Here is a 22,239-nt window from a genome sequence, read left to right on the forward strand (position 1 = left end):
GTATTGCTTTTCCGTCAAATGCTTACGATGCAGGATTTGCTTCGCAAACCTTTGAACGGGGCAGTTTCGCTCGTTGTTCAGTTTTCAAGGAACAATCTCTTTTCTCGCGTGCCGCCCATGTCTCAGCGGCGACTTTAATAATATATCACAGACAACTATACCAATGCAAGTCTTTTTTTAAATTGTTTTTGAGAGTGATTAGTAGACCTTTTGAGCACTGTACTTGCTGCTGTCTTTCAGCATCTCAGCATTCTTTGCGCCGGCATCGATAGTCGTGTCGATTACGACCCACTCGCCGTTCAAGAACACTTCATTCCAAGCATGATATGTCTTAACGTCATCCGCTTCGCCCATGACCAGCTTGGTTGGAACATCCAGGCTTCGCATCATAGCACCGAACAAAGCTGCATAACCGTAACATATATCTTTCTTCTCGCTCAATGTCTGATCGATATCCGGCAAGTAATCAGTAGTCACCGTTTTAGCCAGCTTTTCATCATATTTAATGGTAGTGATAATAAATTGATAGATCGCCTTAACCTTCTCCTCATCCTTTTTCAGCCCTTTGGTCAACTCAGCCGCTTTCTTAATGGCCTCGTCAGTGCTTGTCCACTTCACATTTTGCACCGAGTTCAAGTAAAGCTTCTTGGCATCCTTCAACGCCAGCTGAACATATTCGCTCTTTACGACCTTATAAGACTTCTCGGACAGATGCTCCAGCACCAGAACTCTATACTTGCCATTGCCCATCTGGAGAGGAAACGATTCATCGTAGTCCCCGCTATACAAATTGTATGTATAGCGCTGTTCGCCTTTCATAATCATAACTTTTGTTTTCACATCCGGCTTTACTGCATACTTGACCGTCACAACACCTTTATCGAGCTCGCTTGTATCCAGCCACTTCCCGTTGTTCCCGCCCGCAGCTGTCGCCATTCCAGCAGGAAGAACGAGCATAGCCACACAAATCATGATCAATAAGTACTTGCGCATAACAAAAAACTCCTTTCGGTAGCCAGGCTGCCATCCGTTGGAAGGCCCTATAGCTTTGCGTCCCTACCTTTCGATAGGTTTGCCATTGTCGTATGAGTTTGTTCTCTCGTTCACCCAGCGTGTATATTTCGACAGGGTTGTATATTTATATTACCATATTATGCAAATCTCGCAATCCATTATTTCAAAAAAAACCTCCACATCCGCTTCAGAAAGCGGACATGAAGGTTACGGTTACTGCATGGTTTTAACTTATGAATCCCTCATATGGGGAAACAGCAGCACATCGCGGATGGAAGGCGCATTGGTCAGCAGCATCACCAGACGGTCAATGCCGATCCCTAATCCGCCGGTTGGAGGCATCCCGTGCTCCAGCGCGCGAATGAAGTCATCATCCATATCATGCGCTTCGTCGTTGCCTTGCTCCTTCTCCTCCAGCTGAGCTTCGAAGCGTTCGCGCTGATCGATGGGATCGTTGAGCTCCGTGAACGCATTGGCATGCTCCCTGGCTACAATGAACAGCTCGAAGCGATCCGTAAAGCGCGGATCTTCCTCACTCTTCTTAGCCAGCGGGGAGATAGCCACCGGATGACCCGTCACGAATGTCGGCTGAATAAGCGTATGCTCGCAGAAAGTCTCGAAGAATGCATTCACGATATGACCGAACGTCATATGCGGCTCTACAGGAACCTTGTGTTCCTTCGCCAATGCATGCGCTTCTTCATCGCTCATTTCCACGCTGAAGTCTACACCGGTAGTTTCTTTCACCAACTCAACCATGCTCACACGACGCCATTGCGGTGTAAGATCCACTTCATGATCACCATACTGAATGCTCATCGTACCAAGCACATCTTGCGCGATATGAGCGATCATATTCTCGGTCAGAGCCATAATATCCTTGTAATCCGCGTATGCGGCATACAACTCGATCATGGTGAACTCGGGATTGTGGCGCGTTGAGATGCCTTCATTGCGATAGACACGTCCGATCTCATACACCTTCTCCAGCCCGCCGACGATCAGACGCTTAAGATGGAGCTCGATGGCAATCCGCATATACAGCTCCATATCCAGCGCATTATGATGAGTGACGAACGGACGAGCGGCTGCCCCTCCGGCAATGGTATGAAGAGTCGGCGTCTCCACCTCAAGATAGCCTAATGAGTCCAGATAGCGGCGCATCGACTGAATAATGCGGGAACGCGTAATGAACGTCTGTTGAACGTCAGGATTGACGATTAGATCGACATAACGCTGGCGATAACGAAGCTCTACGTCCTTCAAGCCATGATGCTTGTCCGGCAGAGGCAGCAGCGACTTGGTCAGCACTTCGATACGTTCCGCCTTGACGGATACTTCGCCGGTATTCGTTTTGAATACGACTCCTTCAACACCGATAATGTCGCCAATATCAAGCAGACTGAACGCGGCGAATTGTTTCTCTTCCACCGAATCCTTGCGCACATAGATTTGAATTCTTCCGCTCAAATCCTGGATATGGGCGAAGATCGCTTTCCCCATTCCGCGCTTCTGCATAATACGGCCGGCAATGCTCACTTTAATGGCACGCTCTTCAAGCTCCGGCTTGCTCACTTCTTCATAATCCTGCAGAATGGCTTGCGCGTGATGCGTGCGCTCATACTTGCGGCCGAACGGGTCGATGCCGAGTCCGCGCAGCTCGTCCAATTTGTCTCTGCGAATCTGCAGAAGCTCACTCAGCTCCTGACCGTTGTCATTGTTGTGCTCATGTTCCAATTGAATTCATCTCCTCTGAATCTGGCGGTGAACGTTCAAAAAGCTTCCGGCACGGAAGCTTTCCAAACGATGACTAGCGCACCTTATTTTTTGATATCGACTATTTTATATTGAATAACGCCCGCGGGCACGTTCACTTCGACAACCGCGCCTTTCTGCTTGCCCAAGATCGCCTTGCCGACAGGACTCTCATTCGAGATCTTGTTCTGAAGCGGATCGGATTCCGCTGTGCCTACAATCGCGTATTCCATCGTATCGCCGAACTCCATGTCTTCCACAGTGACGATAGAGCCGATGCTGACCGTATCCACATCAATCTCGTCGTTATTAATGATTCGGGCATTGCGGAGCATCTTCTCCAAAGTAATGATGCGCCCTTCAATGAAAGCTTGCTCGTTTTTGGCGTCCTCATACTCCGAGTTTTCGCTAATGTCCCCGTAGCCGATCGCGATTTTGATCCGTTCCGCCACTTCGCGGCGCTTAACAGACTTCAGGTTCTCCAGTTCGTCTTCAAGCTTCTTCAGTCCGTCTTGAGTCAGAATGATTTCCTTATCGCTCATCTTTCCGATTCTCCTGTCATGTGACTAATTTTCATACGTTGTATGAATTCACTTTACCTAAATATATTACGCATGATTTCCAACATACCAGTCTCTGCGCAAGTTAAGTTCCTCATGTGGATTTATATTGCACGATTATATTGCAAAATTACCCCATATGTCAATCAAAGCCAACCCATCCAGTGAAACCGTTTCCGCATGGTGACAATGCCGCTGCATGACAAGGAAAAGGTGGAGCGTCGCTTCCTGTCGCAAGAACGCTTCACCCTCTTCCCCGCATGCTAATGGCTAATGAACGGCCTTCTTCGATGTGTCAGCCATCTGTATTCTGCCATTCGATACGGCGGATTCCCCATCGGGGTCCAAGGATTCGATATAATCCTTCAAAATCTCCACCAGACGGTCTCGGCTCGTCTCTTCCATAATGACATCTTTCACGCGGGCCGCGCCTGGAAGTCCCTTCAGATACCAGGCCAGATGCTTTCTCATCTCGCGGACAGCCACTGATTCGTTGCGCAATGCAACAAGGCGGTCCAGATGCAATATGGCTACTTCCATCTTCTCACGCGGAGTGGGGTCGCCAAGCAGCTCGCCCGTCGTCAAATATTGAATCGTGCGGTACAGCATCCACGGATTTCCAAGCGCGCCTCTTCCGATCATGACGCCGTCGCATCCTGTATGTTCCAGCAGTCTGCGCGCATCCTCTGGCGAGAAGACATCCCCGTTGCCGATGACCGGAATGGAGACGGCACTCTTCACGTCCCTGATAATATCCCAGTTGGCTTTGCCCGTATACAGCTGCTCGCGCGTTCTGCCATGCACGCTAACCGCTTTGCCGCCTGCCCGCTCCACAGCTTGCGCGTTCTCCACGGCGTAGATATGCTCGTCATCCCAGCCGATGCGCATTTTCACCGTGACAGGCTTGTCAACGGCATCTACTACGGCAGAGACCATCTCATATATCTTGTTGGGATCAAGCAGCCAGCGGGCGCCCGCATCGCATTTGGTTACCTTGGGAACGGGACAGCCCATATTAATATCGATAATGTCCGCGTTCGTCCCTTTATCAACAACCTTGGCAGCTTCCACCAGCGACTCCCTGTCCCCTCCGAATATTTGAAGACTGAGCGGCTTCTCCCGCTCATCGACGTAGAGCATCTCCAGCGTGCGCTTGTTGCCATGCAGGATCGCCTTGTCGCTCACCATCTCAGCACAGACCAGTCCTGTTCCGAATTCCTTGGCAATTAAGCGAAAAGCGGGATTACACACGCCGGCCATCGGCGCAAGCACCACTTTATTCTTCATCTCGATGTCTCCGATTTTCAGCATGTCGCTCCTTACTCCTCCTTAACTGACATTAATTCTTCATAGCTGATCCCTAGCGTCACGGCAATATGCTGAAGCAGCTTGGGGTCGTTCTTTCGCGTTCCGCGCTCCAATGAACCCAGTACCGCTACCGATACGCCGAGTTCCTTGGCCAACTCCAGCTGCGTGTATCCCTTCAGCTTTCGAAAGGCTCTGACTCGCTGAGCCAATTGATTGTTTTCCATAAGGTGATGCCTTCCTTTCCTGCCTGAAGCGCCGCAACAGACGATGTCGCAACCTGCTCATGCAGCGGATGTGCAGCATGCAACACATCATGCAGGGGAACAAGCACGAATGACCGTTCCATCATGCGCGGATGCGGCAGCGTCAGCTCCTCTTGATCCATTCTGACATTATCATATAGAAGCAGATCAAGGTCAATGGTTCTCGGCCCCCAGCGCTCATGGCGAATTCTTCCCAGCTCCTGCTCGATCCGGAGGCCGGTCCGCAACAGCTCCACGGGAGTCAGGTCAGCAGCAACAGCAACGACCATATTGAGGAAGGGCGGCTGCTCCGTATACCCGACCGGATCGGTCTCGTACATACCGGATACGCGATTGACAGTGATGCCCGGCTGAGCGTGCAGCCGCCTGATTGCCTCCTTGAGCAACGATTCCCGATCGCCCATATTGGAACCGAGAGCGATGTACGCCTCGGATGTATTGCGCAAGCCCTCTTGCCCGGCCGTCGTCCCTGTGTTGGAATACGGTTCCGTCATGTTATGCCCGTACGATCTTGCCATGTTCGTCCCGCTTTCTTCGCAGCTCCACCGATACGCCTTCAAAGTGTATATCGAATGGCGGATGCGGCTTCGTTACAGCTACCATCGCTTCATTTATCATAGTATAAGCTTCAAGCACTCGCGATGCAATGTTCCCTGCCAAAGTCTCGATTAATTGAACAGGCGGTCCTTCCACAATTTCTTTCACGAGCGCATGGAGCTCGGCATAATTCACAGTATACTGCAGATCGTCGGTCGCTGCCGCCTGCTCCAAGTCCAGATGAAGCTCCAGATCGACGGCATATTGCTGCCCCAGCTTGTTCTCTTCGGGATATACGCCATGATAGCCGTAGAAGCGCATCCCCTTTACCTTCATCTTATCCATTCCGCTATGTTCTCCTTCATCGGTATTGAATAGCATCTACCATGCGCACGGTACGCTTGATGGCCGAGACATCGTGTACGCGGACAATCTGGCAGCCCTGCATAATGCCCACTGCTACAGTCGCCGCCGTCCCTTCTACGACATCCTGCGGGAGAGCATCCAGTGTGAGCTGGATGAACTTCTTGCGTGATGTGCCCAGCAGGAGCGGATAACCCATGTCCGCTATATCCGAGAGGCGGCCCATGAGCTCCAGGTTATCGTCGTACGACTTGGCGAATCCGATGCCGGGATCGAGCCATATGTTCTCGTCCTTAACGCCCGCAGCTCTGGCCAGCCCTATGCTATCCCGCAGGTCGGAGATGACATCCCGCACGAGATCGTCATACTGGCGGGAATGACGATTATGGCTGATGACAACGGGGCAGCCGTATTCCGCGGCTACGGAAGCCATATGGGGGTCGCCCTTCAATCCCCATATGTCATTGATGACGTGAGCTCCGGCTTCCAGCGCAGCCTTGGCCGTCTCCGCCTTGTATGTATCGATCGACAGCGGCACATGCGGCAGCTCGCGTCTGACCGCGGCGATGACCGGGACGACACGACGCACTTCCTCCTCCTGATCGACCCGCTCCGCTCCCGGACGTGTCGACTCGCCGCCGATGTCCAGTATATCAGCGCCTTGCTCCACCATCGCTACCGCGTGGGCCACTGCGGCATCCGTTCTCTGGTAGCGCCCGCCGTCGGAGAAGGAATCCGGAGTGGCATTCAGAATACCCATAACAAGTGTCCGACAACCCAATTGCATCGTGGCTCCGTAACCGAATTCATAACGCCTTTCCCTATATCTTGTACGATCATCCAACATCGCATGACGCTCCCTTTCTTCGCATGACCTGCCAACATGGCCAGGCTGGCCGTTATGGCATCAAGCTTACCCATTTTCAACTAAACTATGTACACATGATGTCATTCCGATAGGCGGCGAGAATCCGTCTGGTCACTTCTCCCGCTATGCCGCCGCTTACGGCGATATGTTCTCCGTCCGCAGCAATAAGCGTCGTTACAGGCACAACTTCCTGTATGGAATTGGTTATCCATATTTCCTCCGCTCCCCACAGCTGCTCCCACGTATAGAAGCCTTCTTGTACGGGCAGTCCTTCCAACTCCGCCAATTCCATCACCCGCTTCCGGGTAACCCCCGGAAGAATGCCGGTAGCGATATCCGGCGTGTACACGGTGCCGTCGCGGTAGAAGAACAGATTGCTTACGATGCCCTCCGCCAGCCAGTTATCGCCGCTAAGCATCAGCCCTTCCGTTCCTGGGGCGACAGCATCGCCGCACGACATCAGCTCTCTGCGGGCCAGAATGTTGTTCATGTAATGGAGAGACTTGAAGCGCACATTCCCTTCCGGCGTATTCCGTCTCGTATTCAGCAGCCGGAGCGCCCTGCCCCGAAGCACCGCTTCCTCCGACACTGGAGGCAGCGGCTTCACGAGCAGCAATACGGTCGGCTCCGTATAATCCGCGGCGGGCAAGCCAAGCTCGGCTTCGCCGGCACTGACAGTGAGACGGACATAGCCGTCTTCCAGTCCGTTCTCCTGCAGCAGCTCGCGCACCCAGCTCTCCACCGCGTCCTCCGGCATGGAGAAGTGGATGCCCAGCTCTCTGCAGCCGTTGTGCAGTCTCTCCATATGAGCGCTCAACAGATACGGCCGACCCCCGTATGTGCGGAATGTTTCGAACAATCCTAATCCGTACAAAAAGCCGTGATCATATACCGAGATCACAGCTTCGTCCGCTTCAAGCACCGTTCCGTTCAAGCCCACCTTCATACCGCTCATTGGATGACGCCTGTCCGATGACGCAGGAAGTTGCGCAGCATCGTCAGGCCATGCTCCGTAATGATGGATTCCGGGTGGAATTGCACGCCTTCAATCGCATAGCGCTTATGCCGCAAACCCATAATCTCTCCTTCCGCCGTCTCGGCACTGATCTCCAGACAATCCGGCAAGGTGTCCCGGCGGACAATAAGCGAATGATAGCGCGTTGCCGTGAACGGAGATTCCATCCCTTCGAACACGCCTTTGCCGTCGTGATGAATCGGAGAAGTTTTGCCGTGCATCAGCTTGTCCGCCCTTACGACCTCGCCGCCGAACGCTTGTCCGATGGACTGGTGACCGAGACATACGCCGAAGATTGGAATTTCCCCCTTGAACCGTTCAATAAGCGCCAGACTAATGCCCGCTTCGTTAGGCGTGCAAGGCCCCGGTGAGATTAGCAGATGATCCGGAGCAAGCGCTGCAATGCCCGCGAGGTCGATCTCGTCGTTCCGCTTCACCACAATGTCTTCACCCAGCTCGCCCAGATACTGCACTAAATTGTACGTAAATGAATCATAATTATCGATGACGAGTATCATCTTCGTTCCATCCCCCTTGTTTTCATCTCTTCGGCGAACCGTTCGCTGTATTGCATCGCCTTCCATAACGCTTTTGCCTTGCTTAGCGACTCCCTGTATTCCCGCTCCGGATCGGAATCGATGACGATCCCTGCGCCGGCTTGAATGTGGACAAGCCCGTCCCGGACAGCCATCGTTCTAATAATTATATTAAATTCCATATCGCCATTATAGTCAATCCAGCCCATCGATCCCGTATAAGGGCCGCGCCTGACCGGCTCCAGCTCCTCTATGATCTCCATTGTGCGGATTTTTGGCGCTCCCGTAATCGTACCGCCCGGGAAGGTCGCGGCAATGACATCGAAGGCGTCCCCGCCCTCGGCAAGCGTTCCTTCCACCTGCGAGACCAGATGCATCACATGAGAGTAGCGCTCGATGACCATCAGCTCCTTCACCTCCACCGATCCGTAAGCGGAGATGCGCCCCAGATCGTTGCGCTCCAAGTCCACGAGCATAATATGCTCCGCCCGTTCCTTCTCATTGCTCCGCAGCTCCTCGATGAACCGGGCTTCCTCTTCTTCCGTACGTCCCCGCCTGCGCGTTCCCGCGATCGGCCTCGCTGCCAGACGGCCATCGGTCAGCTTCACCAGAAGCTCGGGAGATGCGGATACAAGCTGGAAGTCCGGACAACGCAAAAATCCCATATACGGCGATGGATTGAACAGCCTGAGCCATTCATACAGCTCTTCCGGCGGTATGGCTGTTCGGCGGCTCTGCCGCTGCGACAGATTCACCTGAAAGACGTCGCCTTGTCCGATATAGCGCTGTATGGACCTGACCGCATCCATGAACGCCTCCTTGCGGAACGGAGAACGTATGCCAGGCATGCTCTCAATATCGATATGGAGCGTATCCTGCTCCATAAGCGCGCACCTGTCCCTTCTCATCTCCCTGGCTCTGGCGACTGCGCGTTCCTCCTCGAACCAGGTAAGCCAATAGTCGGACATGCCCTCCGATCGAGACATCGCCCGCTCATAGGCCACTCGAACGGCAGCTTCGGACATGTCCGGACTTACTGGGCTATGAACGACGCAATATACGATTCCCTTCTCATGATCCACTATCCATAGCTCGTTCATGCGCAAGAACAGATAGTCCGGCAAGTCCGTATCATCTTCGGCCAGCTCCGGCAGCCGCTCAATCGTCCGTGCGATATCGTAGCCCCAGAACCCCGCGCATCCTCCCAGCCAGCGCGGTCCTTCGGCCAACCGAGGTCCCCTGGAGAAGCCCAGCCACTCTCTCACCACTTCCAGAGGCTTGCCCGTCCACTTCCGCTTCTCGCCGCTCCGCTCCTGAAGACCGGCGAATGAGACCGATTCGGCCTCCAGCCCCTTCCCTCTAATGACGCCGTCCGGATGAAGGCCTAAATACGTATACCGTCCACTCTTGCCGCTCTCCAGCACGAACGAGTAGGGGGAAGCATCCTGCCACGCCTCCTCCCATGACGCTATGGAGCCCGCTCCTTCCAATGGCAGCTCCTTCAGCAACGGCAACGTCGTATATATGCCTTCGGCGTGCCACCGAGCCCATTGCTCCCAAGCGGTGACCATCACCTTCAACCCCCGATCATGTTGTTTGTTTCGCTAAGTATACAGAATCGCGGGACAAAAGAAAAGCGCCCTCCACTCCGTAGAATGGAAGGCCCTGTGCGTCGAAATCAGTTTTCAAAGTTGAATAGAGGAGTGCTGAGATAACGCTCGCCGTTACTTGGCACAATGGCGACGACGCGCTTGCCTTTGCCCAGCTCCTTCGCCACCTTCAGTGCCGCATAGATCGCCGCGCCGGAGGAAATGCCGCATAGAATGCCCTCCTCCTTCGCCGCGCGGCGCGCATATTCGAAGGCATCTTCATTCTCTACCGTAATCACACCGTCATAGATTTCACGGTTCAAGATATCTGGCACAAAGTTTGCGCCGATCCCTTGAATTTTGTGCGGTCCCGGATTGCCGCCGGACAATAACGGGGAAGCAGCCGGCTCTACAGCGTACACTTTGATGCCGTCGAAGTTCTGCTTCAGCACCTCTCCGGCGCCCGAGATCGTTCCGCCTGTGCCGATGCCTGCAATGAACGCATCCAGCTTGCCGTCCAGCGTGTTAATGGCCTCTACGATTTCCGGACCTGTCGTCTCGCGGTGGATTTTCACATTGGCCTGATTTTTGAACTGCTGAGGCATGAAGTAGGAAGGATTCTCCTTAACAAGCTCTTCCGCCTTGCGAACCGCTCCGTTCATCCCTTCCGATCCTGGCGTCAGCACCAACTCCGCTCCATAAGCGCGAAGCAGATTGCGGCGCTCCACACTCATCGTCTCCGGCATCACCAGAATCGCCCGGTATCCTTTGGCCGCCGCCACAAGAGCGAGACCGATGCCCGTATTGCCGCTTGTAGGCTCGACAAGGGTATCGCCCGGCTTTATCCGTCCTTCTTGCTCGGCAACCTCCACCATACTAATCGCAATTCTGTCCTTTACGCTGGCGCCGGGGTTTTGATATTCTAATTTCACATATATTTCAGCGCTGTCTTCTGGCACCAAACGATTGAGACGAACTAAAGGCGTATCTCCGATAAGTTCCGTAACACTCTGCACAATTCTGGCCATGAACGAAAGCCTCCCTATTCCGACTAAAATAGTTGGTTTTTATTAATTCCATCTTATCAATGTCAGAGTCTGGTTGTCAATAGCCTTCTTGGCGTACCTGACGGAACTTGCTCCGTGCCCTTGTCCCATCATCTCATGACGACTGCGCCATGCTTCTGAAGCAGTTCCTCCTCCAGCTTCTGCATCGGCTTGGCCCGCTCCAGCGCCAGCTGCTTGCGGACGGCATCATGCATCCTGCGTCTGTTCATCTTCTCCGTCACGTTCCTTCCGGACAGCTGAACGATACAGTAGCCTTCGCTATCGCTCATTGCAATCGGTCCTGCTATCTCCGCCACTTCCATCTCTCTCGCCGCTTGGAGCATCGCTTCGTCGTAGAATGGATCGTCTGCTTCGATAATGCCAAGATCGCCGCCGCTGCCGGATGTGAACTCATCCAGCGAATACGCCGCTGCCAGCTCGGCGAATGATTCGCCATCCGCCAAGCGCTCCATCAGCTCCAGCGCTTGCGCCTCCGTAGCCGTAACGATCCACTGCAGATGAAGCTGCCGCCGCGGCTCGAATTGCTCCGGATGCATGTCAATATACTGCTCCACTTCCTCGTCCGTGACGACAATATCCCGAATAATCAGCTTCTCCATGAGCAGGCGATACTTCACATCGCGCCTCACTTCCTGCTTCGACATGCCGAGCTGTTCCTTCATCACCATCAAGAACTGCTCTAGCGTATCATAGCCTTCCGCCGCGATGGCCAGTTCCCTGTCCAACTCGTCATCCAATACGCGCAGGCCTGCCGCTTCCGCCTCCAGATCAATCGCATGACGCAGCAGCATGGAGCGAAGCACTTCATCGCCATGCTGTCTGTACAGCTCTTCATCCAGCTGTTGCCGCGTAATAAGCGTATCGCCTACCTTGGCAACTGCCTCACCGGCATTATCCTGGGACTGGTCTGGGGAATCGTTGCCGCCAGGGCCATCTTCCGGCAACGATGGCGGCTCTGTCTGCATATTGCCTCTCAGAGCAGGCAGCGGCCATACCTTTACAATGACAGCCCCAGTCAGAGCAATCATGCATACCGCCTGAACGATAACGACCGTCTTCAACCAATTATATCTTCTCATGGCACTCTCCCCTCCGCTTACGGGGATGTCTTCGATTGCGCTTGCTCCAGCAGCTCTTCCAGTTGCGGCTTGTCGAACGAATACTTCTCATTGCAGAAGTGGCATACGATCTCCGCATGTCCATCTTCTTCTATGATGCTCTTCAGCTCCTGTTCGCCAAGGTTGACCAGCATCTGAGCCACACGCTCATGGGAGCATTGGCAGCGGAAGCGAAGCTCCATCGTATCGTGAACGGTCAGTTCGCCTTCTCCGACAAGCCACTCCAGTATACTCTCCGGTGTCTCGCCCTGGTCCAGCAGCGACGTTACCGGCGGCATGGCGGCGACCGCCTGCTCCAGTCTCGTCAGATCATCATCGGCCAGGCCCGGCATTACCTGCACAATGAATCCTCCGGCATGGAGAACCGAATTGTCCGTATCGACCAGCACTCCGACTCCTACAGCGGAAGGCGTCTGCTCGGATACCGTGAAGTAATAGGTGAAATCCTCGCCCAGCTCGCCGGATATAATCGGACTGCTGCCGCGATATGGTTCCTTCAGGCCAAGATCCTTAATGACGTGAATGTGTCCGCTCGTCCCTACCGCTCCAGCTACATCCAGCTTGCCCAGCGAATTGCTGGCGTGATGGGCTTGCGGATGATCGATATAGCCGCGAAGGTCCCCGTCCGCATTCGCGTCGACGACTACCGCTCCGATCGGCCCGTCTCCCTTCACCTGGATCGTCAGCTTCTCATTGCCCTTCAGCATCGCTCCCATCATCGCTCCGACCGCTGCCGTGCGTCCTAATGCAGCCGTTGCGGTCGGGAAGCTGTCTTGCCTGCGACGCATCTCCTCGACAAGGTTTGTCGTGCGTACCGCGAACAGGCGAAGCTTGCCGCCCCATGCTGTGCCGCGGACGAGTACGTCCTTCAAACCGTTATTCATGATTGTCCCTCCTGATTTCGTTCATAAATGATTCGCAACCCCTCCAGCGTCAACAGAGGGTCCACCTCTTGAATCGTGTCGGATTCCGCCGCAATCAGATCGGCCAGTCCGCCAGTCGCGATAACACTAGGAGTTACCCCGAATTCCGATCGAATCCGATTGACGATACCATCCACCTGCCCCGCATAGCCGAATACGATGCCCGCTTGCATCGACGTCACCGGATTGCGGCCGATTACGCTCTTCGGCTTCACCAGCTCGATGCGCGGCAGCTTCGCAGCACGCTGATACAAGGCCTCTGTCGAAATGCCGATGCCCGGCATAATCGCCCCTCCCAAATAGCTGCCGCTGGGATCAATATAATCGAAGGTAGTCGCCGTGCCGAAGTCTACAATGATCAACGGCGCCCCGTACTTCTCAATGCCGGCAACCGAGTTGACAATCCGGTCGGCGCCGACCTCTCTCGGATTTTCATAACGGATGTTCAATCCCGTCTTCACTCCCGGTCCTATGACGAGAGGGGCCTTCCGGATATACTTCAGACACAGCTGCTCAAGCGTTCGCATCAGGGGCGGAACAACGGAGGAAATAACGACGCCGTCAATGGATTCGATCGACACACCAGCGTAATGGAACAAATTATGGAGCGTCATGCCGTATTCGTCTGCCGTACTGGAACGGTTCGTGCTAAGCCGCCAATGATGCTGCAATTCACGATCCCTGTAGACCCCGATGACAATATTAGTATTGCCTACATCGATGACCAGAATCATTGTGGTCTCCCGCCCTTCTTCTCGTTCAGATCCAGACTGATATCAAGCGCCGGAACGGAGTAGGTCAATCCGCCCACCGATATCACATCCACTCCGGTCGAAGCGATGGCGTGAATCGTCTCCAGCGTGACGCCGCCCGAAGCTTCGGTCATGATATGCGGCGCTCTCTCCTTAATGTAAGTGACCGCCCGCTTCATCAGCTCCGGCGTCATATTGTCCAGCATAATGATATCCGCTCCGCTGGCCAGCGCCTCCTCTACCTGACTTAACGATTCGGTCTCCACCTCGATCTTCATCGTATGAGGAATGCCTTCACGGGCAGCCTCTACAGCCGCGCTGATGCCTCCGGCCCCTTTAATGTGATTATCCTTGATCATCACGGCGTCATAGAGACCGAAGCGATGATTATATCCGCCTCCTACCCGCACGGCATACTTCTCCAACATGCGGAGGCCCGGTGTCGTCTTGCGCGTGTCGACAAGACGGGCAGGCACTCCCTGCAGCGCATCCACATAAGCACTTGTCTTCGTAGCGATGCCTGACAAGCGCTGCAGCAGATTCAGCGCCAGCCTCTCGCCCATCAGCAAGCTTCGCGTACTGCCCTCCACCTCGGCAAGCACCGTCCCATAGCTAACCTTGTCCCCATCCGCTACATGCGCATTGAATACGAGAGTGGGATCTACCGCCTGAAATACAAGACGGGCAACCGGAATGCCGGCTGCCAGGCCATTGTCCTTCATATGAATAATCGCTGTAGAGCGGGCGGAGGCGGGAATCGTCGTCTCCGCCGTCACATCTCCGCTTCCGATATCTTCCTCCAGCCAGCTCTTGATCTGCTTCCGCAACTGCTGCTGGCTATATCCGTCTGCCTTCCAATCAAGCATCATGAATACGCTCCTCCGTTATCCCTTCTGTACGATGCAGTATTGTATGCTTCCGCCATTCCAAGTCATCCTTCACGGGATAGTCCTCCCGGTAATGCGCGCCGCGGCTCTCCTCCCGCTTCAAGGCCGCTTCCGCCGTCAGCAGAGCGCAAGTCAGCATATTGGCGAATTCCAGCTCCTCCGGCTCAATCAGGATGGAATGGAAGATAGGCAGCTGGCGCTTCAATTCCTCCAGCCCTTTCCTCAAGCCCTTCTCATCGCGCTTCAGTCCAACGTAACGCACCATAATCTTCTGAAGCTTCAATCGCCGTTCCACAACCGCTTGCATGGAGACGCTGTCCCTCTCCTGTCCGCAAGAGATACGCGGCGTCACATTGAGCGCATGCAGCTCCTCAATCCGCTTCACGATCCGGCGCCCGAACACGATCGCCTCCGACAAGGAATTGCTTGCAAGCCGATTCGCTCCGTGCACACCCGTTGAAGACACTTCCCCGCAAGCGAACAGCCGTCCAATATTCGTCTCCCCGTTCAGATCCGTCCTGACGCCTCCCATCATATAGTGCATGGCGGGAGCAACAGGTATCCAATCCGTCGTCAGATCAAGTCCGTACTTCAGACAGTATTCGTAGATCGTCGGGAACCGGTGTCTGACCCTGTCGGCTGGCTCGTGCGTAATATCCAGATAGACGAACGTCGACTTCGTCTCCTCCATCTCGCTGACGATCGCACGGGCGACGATATCGCGCGGAGCCAGTTCCTGCAGCTCGTGATACCGCTCCATGAACCGTTCTCCCTTTATATTGCGCAGAATGGCGCCTTCGCCGCGCACCGCCTCCGATATGAGGAATCTGGGCGCTCCCGGATAACACAGTGAGGTAGGATGGAATTGCAGGAACTCCATATCCCGGATATACGCCCCGGCCCGATAAGCCATCGCGATGCCGTCGCCGGTAGCCACTTCGGGATTGGTCGTATAGCGATAGAGCTGACCCGTTCCTCCCGAGCATAGTATCGTAGCCTTGCCTCGCACGAATACCCGCTCGCCGTCCGGCTTCTGCACAATCGCGCCGCAGCACTCGCCATCCTGCGTCACCAGATCAATAGCGAAGTGCTCGTCCCACACTTCGATGCTGTCGCTTGCTACCGCCTTCTCTGACAATGCCCTCACAATCTCGTAACCGGTCGCGTCGCCATTGGCATGCAATATGCGCCGCTGGCTATGCGCTCCTTCCTTCGTCAAGGCGAACTCGCCGTTCTCCTGATCGAACTGCGTCCCCATTCCGATCAGGCTGCGTACGCCCTTCGGCCCCTCATGCACCAGCACATCGACGGCTTCTCCGGAGCATAAGCCCGCTCCCGCTATCAGCGTATCCTGCCGGTGATAGGCCGGCGAGTCCTCATCGGATGTAACTGCCGCTATGCCGCCTTGCGCATAGCGCGTATTGCTGTCCAGCAGCGACTTCTTCGTAATCATCAGCACCGAGTGGCGCTCGCTTGCCCTTATAGCGGTAAAAAGACCGGCAATGCCGGCCCCGATCACAATAACGTCTCTATCGATTACTTTGAGCTTGTCCAGCTCTATGTCTACTAGGTATCTTGGTATCACGACGGTTCCTCCACTTTCGCTTGAGCATGGGAGCAGCGCATGCTACTTCACCTGCAGCATGCGCTCCAATGACAGACGTGCTTTCTCCGCTACTTGAGGCGGTACATAGATTTGAGGCTGCATCGTCTCCAGACATTTGACGAGCTTCTTCAAATTGTTCACCTTCATATTGGGACAAACCAAATATTTCGAAGCGAAATGGAACTTCTTGTCCGGACTGTCCAGACGAAGCTGATACCCCGTTCCATCCTCCGTGCCTACGATGAATTCCTGGCACTCCGAATCGCGGCAATATTTCAAGATAGCCGTAGTGCTGCCTACGAAATCGCCAAGCGCCACCACTTCGGGCCGGCATTCCGGATGAACGACGAATTGTGCCTCCGGATACTTGGCCTTCATCTCCTCGACATCCTTTACGGTAAGCATGTCGTGCGTATTGCAGTAGCCTTCCCAGATGATCATATTTTTGTCCGTATTCTGCTGCACATAATGACCCAGATTCTTATCCGGAACCCAGATGACATCTTGCCCCTCTACGGAATTGACGACCTTCACGGCATTGGCCGACGTGCAGCAAATATCCGTCTCGGCTTTGATCTCCGCCGATGAATTAATATAAGTGACGACAGTGGCGCCGGGATGCTGCGCCTTCAGCTTGCGAAGACCCTCGACATTGACCATGTCGGCCATGGGACAACCCGCGCGCTCGTCGGGAATAATGACAGTCTTGTTCGGCGCCAATATTTTGGCGCTCTCGCCCATGAAGTGAACGCCGCAGAATACGATGACATCCGCATCGGTCTGCGCAGCCTTCTGGGCCAGCAGGAAGGAATCCCCCCGGAAATCCGCAACCTCCTGAATTTCATCTCGCTGATAATAATGAGCTAGAATAATGGCATTGCGTTCCTTCTTCAATTGCATTAGCCGTTCACGCAGTACGCGGTTCTGCTCCGCCTTGCGCTCCAGTGCCAGTGCTTCCACGTTAATCCTCTCCTCTTATGAGGGATGAGGACGATGTGTGAGAATAGTCACCTATCGCCCCATTCCATTGTATGGCGCTCGACCGAACTTTGTGAATTGATGCACAAAGTTGCGTGGGCGTGCGCCTTTCGCTGCTTAGTCAAGACTTGATTCGTTTAATTAAGATTAAATTTACACTTGGCAGGAAGGTCTGTCAATGGATGAAAGGGCATTTCATAGCATTATTTCCCGATCGCAGCTCCCGTCACCGCCTTGCAGGATCATAAGGCTGTCCCAGCGCGGCAGGAGCTTGCGTTCTGCCGGCGGCAGCCGCGAGCACGACTAGCGTAAGCACGTAAGGCAGCATATAGAACAGTTCTGACGGCAGCTGTCTTGAGAATTCGAACAGCTGCACGAAGTTGCGAACCGCACCCGCAAGGCCGAAGAAGAGCGCAGCTCCTGCAAGGCCTATCGGGTTCCATCTGCCGAATATAAGCGCCGCCAGCGCGATAAAGCCTTGCCCCGATATCGTATTATGAGCAAAATTGCTGGTCGTCGTCAGCGTAATCGTCGCTCCGCCAAGCCCGGCCAGCGCACCGCTTAGCATGACTCCGATATAACGGTATTTGGCCACATGGATGCCGACGGTATCCGCCGAGCTGGGATGCTCGCCGACCGCTCTCAAGCGCAATCCGAACGGCGTCTTGTACAATACGACGTAGCTGACGGCTACTAACACAATCGCCAGATAGGTTGTAGGATAGGCCCTGAACAACCCTTCCCCGATAACCGGAATGTCCGACAGTCCGGGGATCGGCATTTTGCCGAACACATACTGCAGCTGCCTTGTCTGCGCAGACTCGTTATACAAGCTGCGAGTGAAGTAAATGGCGGAGCCAAGAGCCAGTATGTTGATCACGACGCCGACAACCGTCTGATTCGCACGGAACGTCACGGCGGCAACAGCATGCAGCAACGAGAACAGCACGCCGTACACCGCGGCAGCCGCTAGGCCAGCCCAAGGCGACAGAGCGCCGAATCCCGCGTTCGTAGCATAGTCGGTCATGACAGCGGCGGCGAAGGCGCCCGACACCATCAGACCCTCCAGCCCGATATTGATCACGCCGGATCGCTCGGAGTACATGCCTCCAAGCGCGGCAAAAATAAGCGCAGTCGAAAAAACGAGCGTAATGTTCAACAGTTGCCCCGCAATGTCTACGAAATTCATGCCGCGTTGCCTCCTCTTCTCTTTTCAGCCCTGGCCCTGCCGGACATAAACGGCTTCACTAACAGCAGGACAATGCCGTGGGCCGCTACGAAGAAAATGACGGAACCAATCACGATTCGCACAATCTCCGATGGCACTCCCGCTCCGAAGCTCATGCCTGCCGAGCCATACGTCAATCCCCCGAACAGCATCGCCGCAAGCAGTACGCCGATCGGAGAATTCCCTCCCAGCAGCGCCACGGCAATCCCGTCAAAGCCGTATCCCCAGTATGACGCCATAATCGTCTGGTTGCCGAATACGCCCAGCACTTCGAACACGCCTCCAAGACCCGCGAACACCCCGCTGTAGAACATCGATTTCAAGATGGTGCGATTGACGTTCATGCCCGCATACAGTGCAGCATCGGGATTCAGCCCTACCGCTCGCAGCTCGTAGCCTTGCTTCGTCCGCCACAACAGCACGTAGAAGATCGCAATGCATAACAGTCCGACTACAGTTCCCCAATGCATGCGCGCACGATCCATCAGCTCTACGAGCCAGTCTATCGACATCAGCGCCGATTCGTGAATGGGCTTTGACTTCTGCTGCCCTGGCTCCATCAGATAGCGGGATACAATATAGTTGGCCAAGTACAAGGCGATCCAGTTCAGCATTATGGAGGAGATCACCTCGTTCACGCCGCGCCGCGCTTTCAAATAGCCGACAAGACCTGCCCATAACCCTCCAAACAGAGCGCCTACAACAACGGCAAGCGGCCCGTGCACATACCAGGGAAGCTTCATAGTTACGCCGATAATGGTCGCTCCCGTCATGCCCATAATGAATTGGCCTTCTACGCCGATATTGAACAATCCGGTCCGAAAGGCGAATGCCACGGCGATGCCGGTGAACAGAAGGGGCGTTATGGCGCGAATCGCTTCGCCCATGTGATACGGGCTGCCGAATATGCGGTCAAATAGCGAGGAATAAGCGACGATCGGATTATAACCGCCCGCCAGCATGGCAAGTGCTCCTACAAGCAGGCCCAGCAAGATTGACACAAGCGGAACCAGCAGCGAGGAAGGGGTAAATATCTTCCTGATCCCATCCGACATTAGTGCGCTCCTCCCTTCTCCAGCTTCCCGTTCGACAGATCGGTATGGCCGGACATCAACAAGCCCAGCTTCTCGTCATCCCGATGCGTCGCATCCACTTCGCCCACGAGCCTTCCCTCGTACATGACAACTATCGTATCGGACAAAGCGTAAAGCTCGTCCAGCTCGAACGAAATAAGAAGAATCGCCTTGCCTTCATCCTTCGCCTGCAGCAGACGGCTGTGCACATATTGAATCGCACCGATATCCAGTCCGCGCGTCGGCTGTACCGCAATGATCAGCCCCGGGTCTTTATGCAGCTCTCTGGCGATAATCGCCTTCTGCTGATTGCCTCCCGACAGCGATCTGGCAGGCACGTCTATTCCTGATGTACGAACATCGAACTCCCGGACCAACGCTTCCGCCAGCTTATTCATCGCCTTCTCGTCAATGAATCCCGATTGACCGTACTGTGGCAAATAATACGTATTAAGAATCATATTCTCGCTCAGTGTGAAGTCCAGCACCAGACCATGCTTGTGCCGGTCTTCCGGAATATGTCCCAGCCCGGCATGGGAGATCGTCCGGGGCGTCGCGTTCGCCACGTCCTTGCCGCCAAGCTTCACGTTGCCGTCGCTGACCTTCCGCATTCCCGCAATAGCGAATACCAGCTCGCTCTGTCCGTTGCCGTCCACTCCGGCTATACCGAGCACCTCTCCTGCACGAACCTGCAGCCCGATGCCGTTCAGCACATCCCTTCCTTGCTCTCCCTTCATGCGAAGCCCTTGAACTTCCAATACAACTTCTCCGAACGTCCGATCGCCCTTATCCCTTGTCTCCATATGCACTTCGCGGCCTACCATCAATTCCGCCAGCTGGCGCTCGTCGGTATCGGCGGTTCTCACCGTCTTGACCATCTTGCCTCTCCGAATCACCGTCACCGTATGGGCAATCGCCATGACTTCCCGCAGCTTGTGGGTAATGATGATGATAGATTTGCCTTCCGCAGCCAGATTTTTCACGATTTGCATAAGCTCGTCGATTTCCTGCACGGTCAGCACGGCTGTCGGCTCATCCAGAATAATGATATCGGCGCCCCGATACAGGGTCTTCAGAATTTCAACGCGCTGCTGCATACCCACAGTTATATCGGAGATGACCGCTTCAGGATCGACTTTCATGCCGTATCGCTCCGAGAGCTCCTTCACGTTGTCATTGGCCCGCTTGTAATGAATCGATATGCCGCGGCGCGGCTCGTTGCCCAGCACGATATTCTCGGCCACCGTGAACGGCTGCACAAGCTTGAAGTGCTGATGCACCATACCTATGCCAAGCGCAATAGCGTCGGCGGCGCCATGAACGACCGTTTTCCGTCCGCGAATCCATATGTCTCCTTCATCGGGCTGATATAAGCCGAACAAGATGTTCATCAAGGTGGACTTGCCTGCCCCGTTCTCGCCGAGCAGAGCATGAATCTCGCCGCGATGAAGCTGCAGATCGATGGATTCGTTCGCGACGAATCCCCCGAACCGCTTCGTAATGCTCTGCAGCCGAACTACTTCTTCGCTGAAATCCGCCATACCAGCGCATCCCCTTTCTTACCTTGCTGCACTTGCCCATTCCCGGGACAATGATAATGCTTCCTTTTCGCCTCGCTTACTGGGTAGGCACTTTAATTTCGCCGCTAATAATTTTCTGCTTGAATTCCTCCACCTTCGTCAGAACATCCTGCGGCACATTTTTAGTTGATGTATCGGGAAGCCCCACTGCATCGTCCTTCAAGCCCAGCTCCAGCACCTGGCCGCCTGTCCACTTGCCGTCGATCAGATCCTTGGATACCTTATAGACCGCCACTTCCACTCCCTTCATCATGGAGGTCAGCGTCACTTCATCGCCGAATTCCAGCGACTGATCTTTGTCCACGCCGATTACCCATACTTCCTTGCCGCTTTTGCGCCGGTCAATCGCTTCATTGAACACGCCGTTGCCCGTGCCGCCTGAAGCATGGAAGATGATATCGACTCCTTTGTTATACATCGTCGCGGCGATGCTCTTGCCGAGATCCGGCTTATCGAATGCGCCGGAATACACGACGTCCACTTTCAGGTCGGGCTTAACCGCCTTCACTCCGGCCACGAAGCCGGCTTCGAAGCGCTTAATGACGGGAATCTCCATGCCGCCGACGAATCCCACTCCATCGCTCTTCGTCATCAGTCCTGCCACGACTCCCGTCAGAAAGGAGCCTTCGTGCTCCGCGAACGTCACCGATGTCACGTTGGGAGCGTCTACAACCGTATCGACCACCGCCAGCTTCGCATCGGGATTATCCTTGGCCACCTTCGCAAGCGCATCGGAGAAGAGATAGCCGATTCCCCAAGTGAGGTCATATCCTTCCCGGACGAAATCGTTCAAGTTCGGCTCCAGGTCGGCCTCCCCCTTACTCTCCAGAAAACGGGTCGACGCACTCGTCGACTTGTTCAGCCGCTGAAGAGCCTCCCAAGCGCTCTGGTTGAACGATTTGTCATTGACGCCCCCTACATCCGTCACCATGCCGATACGAAAATCCTTGCCGCTATTGTCAGATTCCACTGCGCCCTCATTGCCGCTCGACTGACCCGCATTGCCGTTGCCGCTCTCTTCCTTCTGCTGCACACCACAGCCGGATAGCGATATTACAACGACCAAGGCCATTAGCGGCAACGTCTTGCGCCAGCTTCCGCGTATACGCTTCAACATTGATTTCTTTGTTTTCATGCGGTGTTCTCTCCTTTTCTTCACTCTTCCGTTACTATCCCCCACCGCACACAAAAAAATCCCGCCTCTCCATATTGGAGCAGC

At 54.6% G+C, this 22,239-nt stretch carries 22 protein-coding genes and 1 riboswitch; all 22 genes read right to left on the reverse strand.

Going from position 1 to position 22,239, the window contains the following annotated elements; all coding sequences use genetic code 11:
- Window positions 1-198: 198 nt before the first annotated feature.
- Entirely contained in the window at window positions 199-993 is a 795-nt protein-coding gene (locus M6D81_RS18830; RefSeq protein ID WP_262678478.1) for a transglutaminase-like domain-containing protein, read from the reverse strand.
- Between the two features lie 14 nt (window positions 994-1,007).
- A riboswitch (cyclic di-GMP riboswitch) is annotated at window positions 1,008-1,087 on the reverse strand.
- A 158-nt stretch (window positions 1,088-1,245) separates the two neighbouring features.
- Window positions 1,246-2,751: a lysine--tRNA ligase gene (gene lysS / locus M6D81_RS18835; RefSeq protein ID WP_262678480.1), complete on the reverse strand. Its 1,506-nt coding sequence runs from the start codon at window positions 2,749-2,751 to the stop codon at window positions 1,246-1,248.
- An 83-nt stretch (window positions 2,752-2,834) separates the two neighbouring features.
- Complete coding sequence (gene greA, locus M6D81_RS18840) at window positions 2,835-3,311, reverse strand: transcription elongation factor GreA (protein ID WP_262678482.1); 477 nt, start codon at window positions 3,309-3,311, stop codon at window positions 2,835-2,837.
- Window positions 3,312-3,599: 288 nt separating this feature from the next.
- Complete coding sequence (gene dusB, locus M6D81_RS18845; RefSeq protein ID WP_262678483.1) at window positions 3,600-4,640, reverse strand: tRNA dihydrouridine synthase DusB; 1,041 nt, start codon at window positions 4,638-4,640, stop codon at window positions 3,600-3,602.
- An 8-nt stretch (window positions 4,641-4,648) separates the two neighbouring features.
- Complete coding sequence (locus tag M6D81_RS18850) at window positions 4,649-4,861, reverse strand: helix-turn-helix domain-containing protein (protein ID WP_262678485.1); 213 nt, start codon at window positions 4,859-4,861, stop codon at window positions 4,649-4,651.
- Window positions 4,813-5,418 (reverse strand): 2-amino-4-hydroxy-6-hydroxymethyldihydropteridine diphosphokinase, encoded by a 606-nt coding sequence (gene folK, locus M6D81_RS18855; protein ID WP_410795760.1) that lies wholly within the window; start codon window positions 5,416-5,418, stop codon window positions 4,813-4,815. Before folK ends, M6D81_RS18850 begins: the two co-directional genes overlap by 49 nt.
- Window positions 5,396-5,782, reverse strand: coding sequence for a dihydroneopterin aldolase (gene folB / locus M6D81_RS18860; RefSeq protein ID WP_262678487.1), 387 nt, complete (start codon window positions 5,780-5,782; stop codon window positions 5,396-5,398). The genes folK and folB overlap by 23 nt, the downstream gene beginning before the upstream one ends.
- A gap of 16 nt (window positions 5,783-5,798) precedes the next feature.
- Window positions 5,799-6,647 (reverse strand): dihydropteroate synthase, encoded by an 849-nt coding sequence (gene folP, locus M6D81_RS18865; RefSeq protein ID WP_262678488.1) that lies wholly within the window; start codon window positions 6,645-6,647, stop codon window positions 5,799-5,801.
- A gap of 85 nt (window positions 6,648-6,732) precedes the next feature.
- A complete protein-coding gene (gene pabC, locus M6D81_RS18870) occupies window positions 6,733-7,623 on the reverse strand; it encodes an aminodeoxychorismate lyase (RefSeq protein ID WP_317259146.1) in 891 nt (296 codons plus the stop codon).
- On the reverse strand, window positions 7,620-8,201 hold the full coding sequence (pabA, locus tag M6D81_RS18875) for an aminodeoxychorismate/anthranilate synthase component II (protein ID WP_262678489.1): 582 nt from the start codon (window positions 8,199-8,201) through the stop codon (window positions 7,620-7,622). The genes pabC and pabA overlap by 4 nt, the downstream gene beginning before the upstream one ends.
- Window positions 8,198-9,790 (reverse strand): anthranilate synthase component I family protein, encoded by a 1,593-nt coding sequence (locus M6D81_RS18880; protein WP_262678612.1) that lies wholly within the window; start codon window positions 9,788-9,790, stop codon window positions 8,198-8,200. The genes pabA and M6D81_RS18880 overlap by 4 nt, the downstream gene beginning before the upstream one ends.
- Window positions 9,791-9,897: 107 nt before the next feature.
- The gene (gene cysK / locus M6D81_RS18885; protein ID WP_262678490.1) at window positions 9,898-10,836 is read right to left on the reverse strand and encodes a cysteine synthase A; all 939 of its coding nucleotides are present in this window, start codon (window positions 10,834-10,836) and stop codon (window positions 9,898-9,900) included.
- A gap of 128 nt (window positions 10,837-10,964) precedes the next feature.
- Window positions 10,965-11,954, reverse strand: a complete 990-nt coding sequence (locus M6D81_RS18890; protein WP_262678491.1) for a peptidyl-prolyl cis-trans isomerase — start codon at window positions 11,952-11,954, stop codon at window positions 10,965-10,967.
- 17 nt (window positions 11,955-11,971) lie between these two features.
- The gene (gene hslO / locus M6D81_RS18895; RefSeq protein ID WP_262678492.1) at window positions 11,972-12,877 is read right to left on the reverse strand and encodes an Hsp33 family molecular chaperone HslO; all 906 of its coding nucleotides are present in this window, start codon (window positions 12,875-12,877) and stop codon (window positions 11,972-11,974) included.
- Window positions 12,874-13,650, reverse strand: a complete 777-nt coding sequence (locus tag M6D81_RS18900; RefSeq protein ID WP_262678493.1) for a type III pantothenate kinase — start codon at window positions 13,648-13,650, stop codon at window positions 12,874-12,876. The genes hslO and M6D81_RS18900 overlap by 4 nt, the downstream gene beginning before the upstream one ends.
- Window positions 13,647-14,537 (reverse strand): carboxylating nicotinate-nucleotide diphosphorylase, encoded by an 891-nt coding sequence (gene nadC, locus M6D81_RS18905; RefSeq protein ID WP_262678494.1) that lies wholly within the window; start codon window positions 14,535-14,537, stop codon window positions 13,647-13,649. Before nadC ends, M6D81_RS18900 begins: the two co-directional genes overlap by 4 nt.
- On the reverse strand, window positions 14,527-16,140 hold the full coding sequence (nadB, locus tag M6D81_RS18910; protein WP_262678495.1) for an L-aspartate oxidase: 1,614 nt from the start codon (window positions 16,138-16,140) through the stop codon (window positions 14,527-14,529). Before nadB ends, nadC begins: the two co-directional genes overlap by 11 nt.
- 42 nt (window positions 16,141-16,182) lie before the next feature.
- The gene (gene nadA, locus M6D81_RS18915; RefSeq protein ID WP_262678497.1) at window positions 16,183-17,121 is read right to left on the reverse strand and encodes a quinolinate synthase NadA; all 939 of its coding nucleotides are present in this window, start codon (window positions 17,119-17,121) and stop codon (window positions 16,183-16,185) included.
- 244 nt (window positions 17,122-17,365) lie between these two features.
- Window positions 17,366-18,328 carry an ABC transporter permease gene (locus tag M6D81_RS18920; protein ID WP_262678499.1) on the reverse strand — a complete coding sequence of 321 codons (963 nt, stop codon included), beginning with the start codon at window positions 18,326-18,328 and terminating at the stop codon, window positions 17,366-17,368.
- Complete coding sequence (locus M6D81_RS18925; RefSeq protein ID WP_262678501.1) at window positions 18,325-19,422, reverse strand: ABC transporter permease; 1,098 nt, start codon at window positions 19,420-19,422, stop codon at window positions 18,325-18,327. The genes M6D81_RS18920 and M6D81_RS18925 overlap by 4 nt, the downstream gene beginning before the upstream one ends.
- The gene (locus tag M6D81_RS18930) at window positions 19,422-20,981 is read right to left on the reverse strand and encodes an ABC transporter ATP-binding protein (RefSeq protein WP_262678503.1); all 1,560 of its coding nucleotides are present in this window, start codon (window positions 20,979-20,981) and stop codon (window positions 19,422-19,424) included. Before M6D81_RS18930 ends, M6D81_RS18925 begins: the two co-directional genes overlap by 1 nt.
- A gap of 76 nt (window positions 20,982-21,057) precedes the next feature.
- Window positions 21,058-22,155: a BMP family lipoprotein gene (locus tag M6D81_RS18935; protein ID WP_262678504.1), complete on the reverse strand. Its 1,098-nt coding sequence runs from the start codon at window positions 22,153-22,155 to the stop codon at window positions 21,058-21,060.
- Window positions 22,156-22,239 lie beyond the last annotated feature (84 nt).

The organism is Paenibacillus sp. J5C2022 (assembly GCF_025567625.1).
GTDB lineage: Bacteria > Bacillota > Bacilli > Paenibacillales > Paenibacillaceae > Pristimantibacillus.

Excerpts from the sequence above, each read along its gene's own strand:
- M6D81_RS18830 (WP_262678478.1), bottom strand. The coding sequence starts at position 993 with ATGCGCAAGTACTTATTGATCATGATTTGTGTGGCTATGCTCGTTCTT.
- greA (WP_262678482.1), bottom strand. The coding sequence starts at position 3,311 with ATGAGCGATAAGGAAATCATTCTGACTCAAGACGGACTGAAGAAGCTT.
- dusB (WP_262678483.1), bottom strand. The coding sequence starts at position 4,640 with ATGCTGAAAATCGGAGACATCGAGATGAAGAATAAAGTGGTGCTTGCG.
- M6D81_RS18850 (WP_262678485.1), bottom strand. The coding sequence starts at position 4,861 with ATGGAAAACAATCAATTGGCTCAGCGAGTCAGAGCCTTTCGAAAGCTG.
- folK (WP_410795760.1), bottom strand. The coding sequence starts at position 5,418 with ATGGCAAGATCGTACGGGCATAACATGACGGAACCGTATTCCAACACA.
- folB (WP_262678487.1), bottom strand. The coding sequence starts at position 5,782 with ATGGATAAGATGAAGGTAAAGGGGATGCGCTTCTACGGCTATCATGGC.
- folP (WP_262678488.1), bottom strand. The coding sequence starts at position 6,647 with ATGTTGGATGATCGTACAAGATATAGGGAAAGGCGTTATGAATTCGGT.
- pabC (WP_317259146.1), bottom strand. The coding sequence starts at position 7,623 with ATGAGCGGTATGAAGGTGGGCTTGAACGGAACGGTGCTTGAAGCGGAC.
- pabA (WP_262678489.1), bottom strand. The coding sequence starts at position 8,201 with ATGATACTCGTCATCGATAATTATGATTCATTTACGTACAATTTAGTG.
- M6D81_RS18880 (WP_262678612.1), bottom strand. The coding sequence starts at position 9,790 with ATGGTCACCGCTTGGGAGCAATGGGCTCGGTGGCACGCCGAAGGCATA.
- cysK (WP_262678490.1), bottom strand. The coding sequence starts at position 10,836 with ATGGCCAGAATTGTGCAGAGTGTTACGGAACTTATCGGAGATACGCCT.
- M6D81_RS18890 (WP_262678491.1), bottom strand. The coding sequence starts at position 11,954 with ATGAGAAGATATAATTGGTTGAAGACGGTCGTTATCGTTCAGGCGGTA.
- hslO (WP_262678492.1), bottom strand. The coding sequence starts at position 12,877 with ATGAATAACGGTTTGAAGGACGTACTCGTCCGCGGCACAGCATGGGGC.
- M6D81_RS18900 (WP_262678493.1), bottom strand. The coding sequence starts at position 13,650 with ATGATTCTGGTCATCGATGTAGGCAATACTAATATTGTCATCGGGGTC.
- nadC (WP_262678494.1), bottom strand. The coding sequence starts at position 14,537 with ATGATGCTTGATTGGAAGGCAGACGGATATAGCCAGCAGCAGTTGCGG.
- M6D81_RS18920 (WP_262678499.1), bottom strand. The coding sequence starts at position 18,328 with ATGAATTTCGTAGACATTGCGGGGCAACTGTTGAACATTACGCTCGTT.
- M6D81_RS18925 (WP_262678501.1), bottom strand. The coding sequence starts at position 19,422 with ATGTCGGATGGGATCAGGAAGATATTTACCCCTTCCTCGCTGCTGGTT.
- M6D81_RS18930 (WP_262678503.1), bottom strand. The coding sequence starts at position 20,981 with ATGGCGGATTTCAGCGAAGAAGTAGTTCGGCTGCAGAGCATTACGAAG.
- M6D81_RS18935 (WP_262678504.1), bottom strand. The coding sequence starts at position 22,155 with ATGAAAACAAAGAAATCAATGTTGAAGCGTATACGCGGAAGCTGGCGC.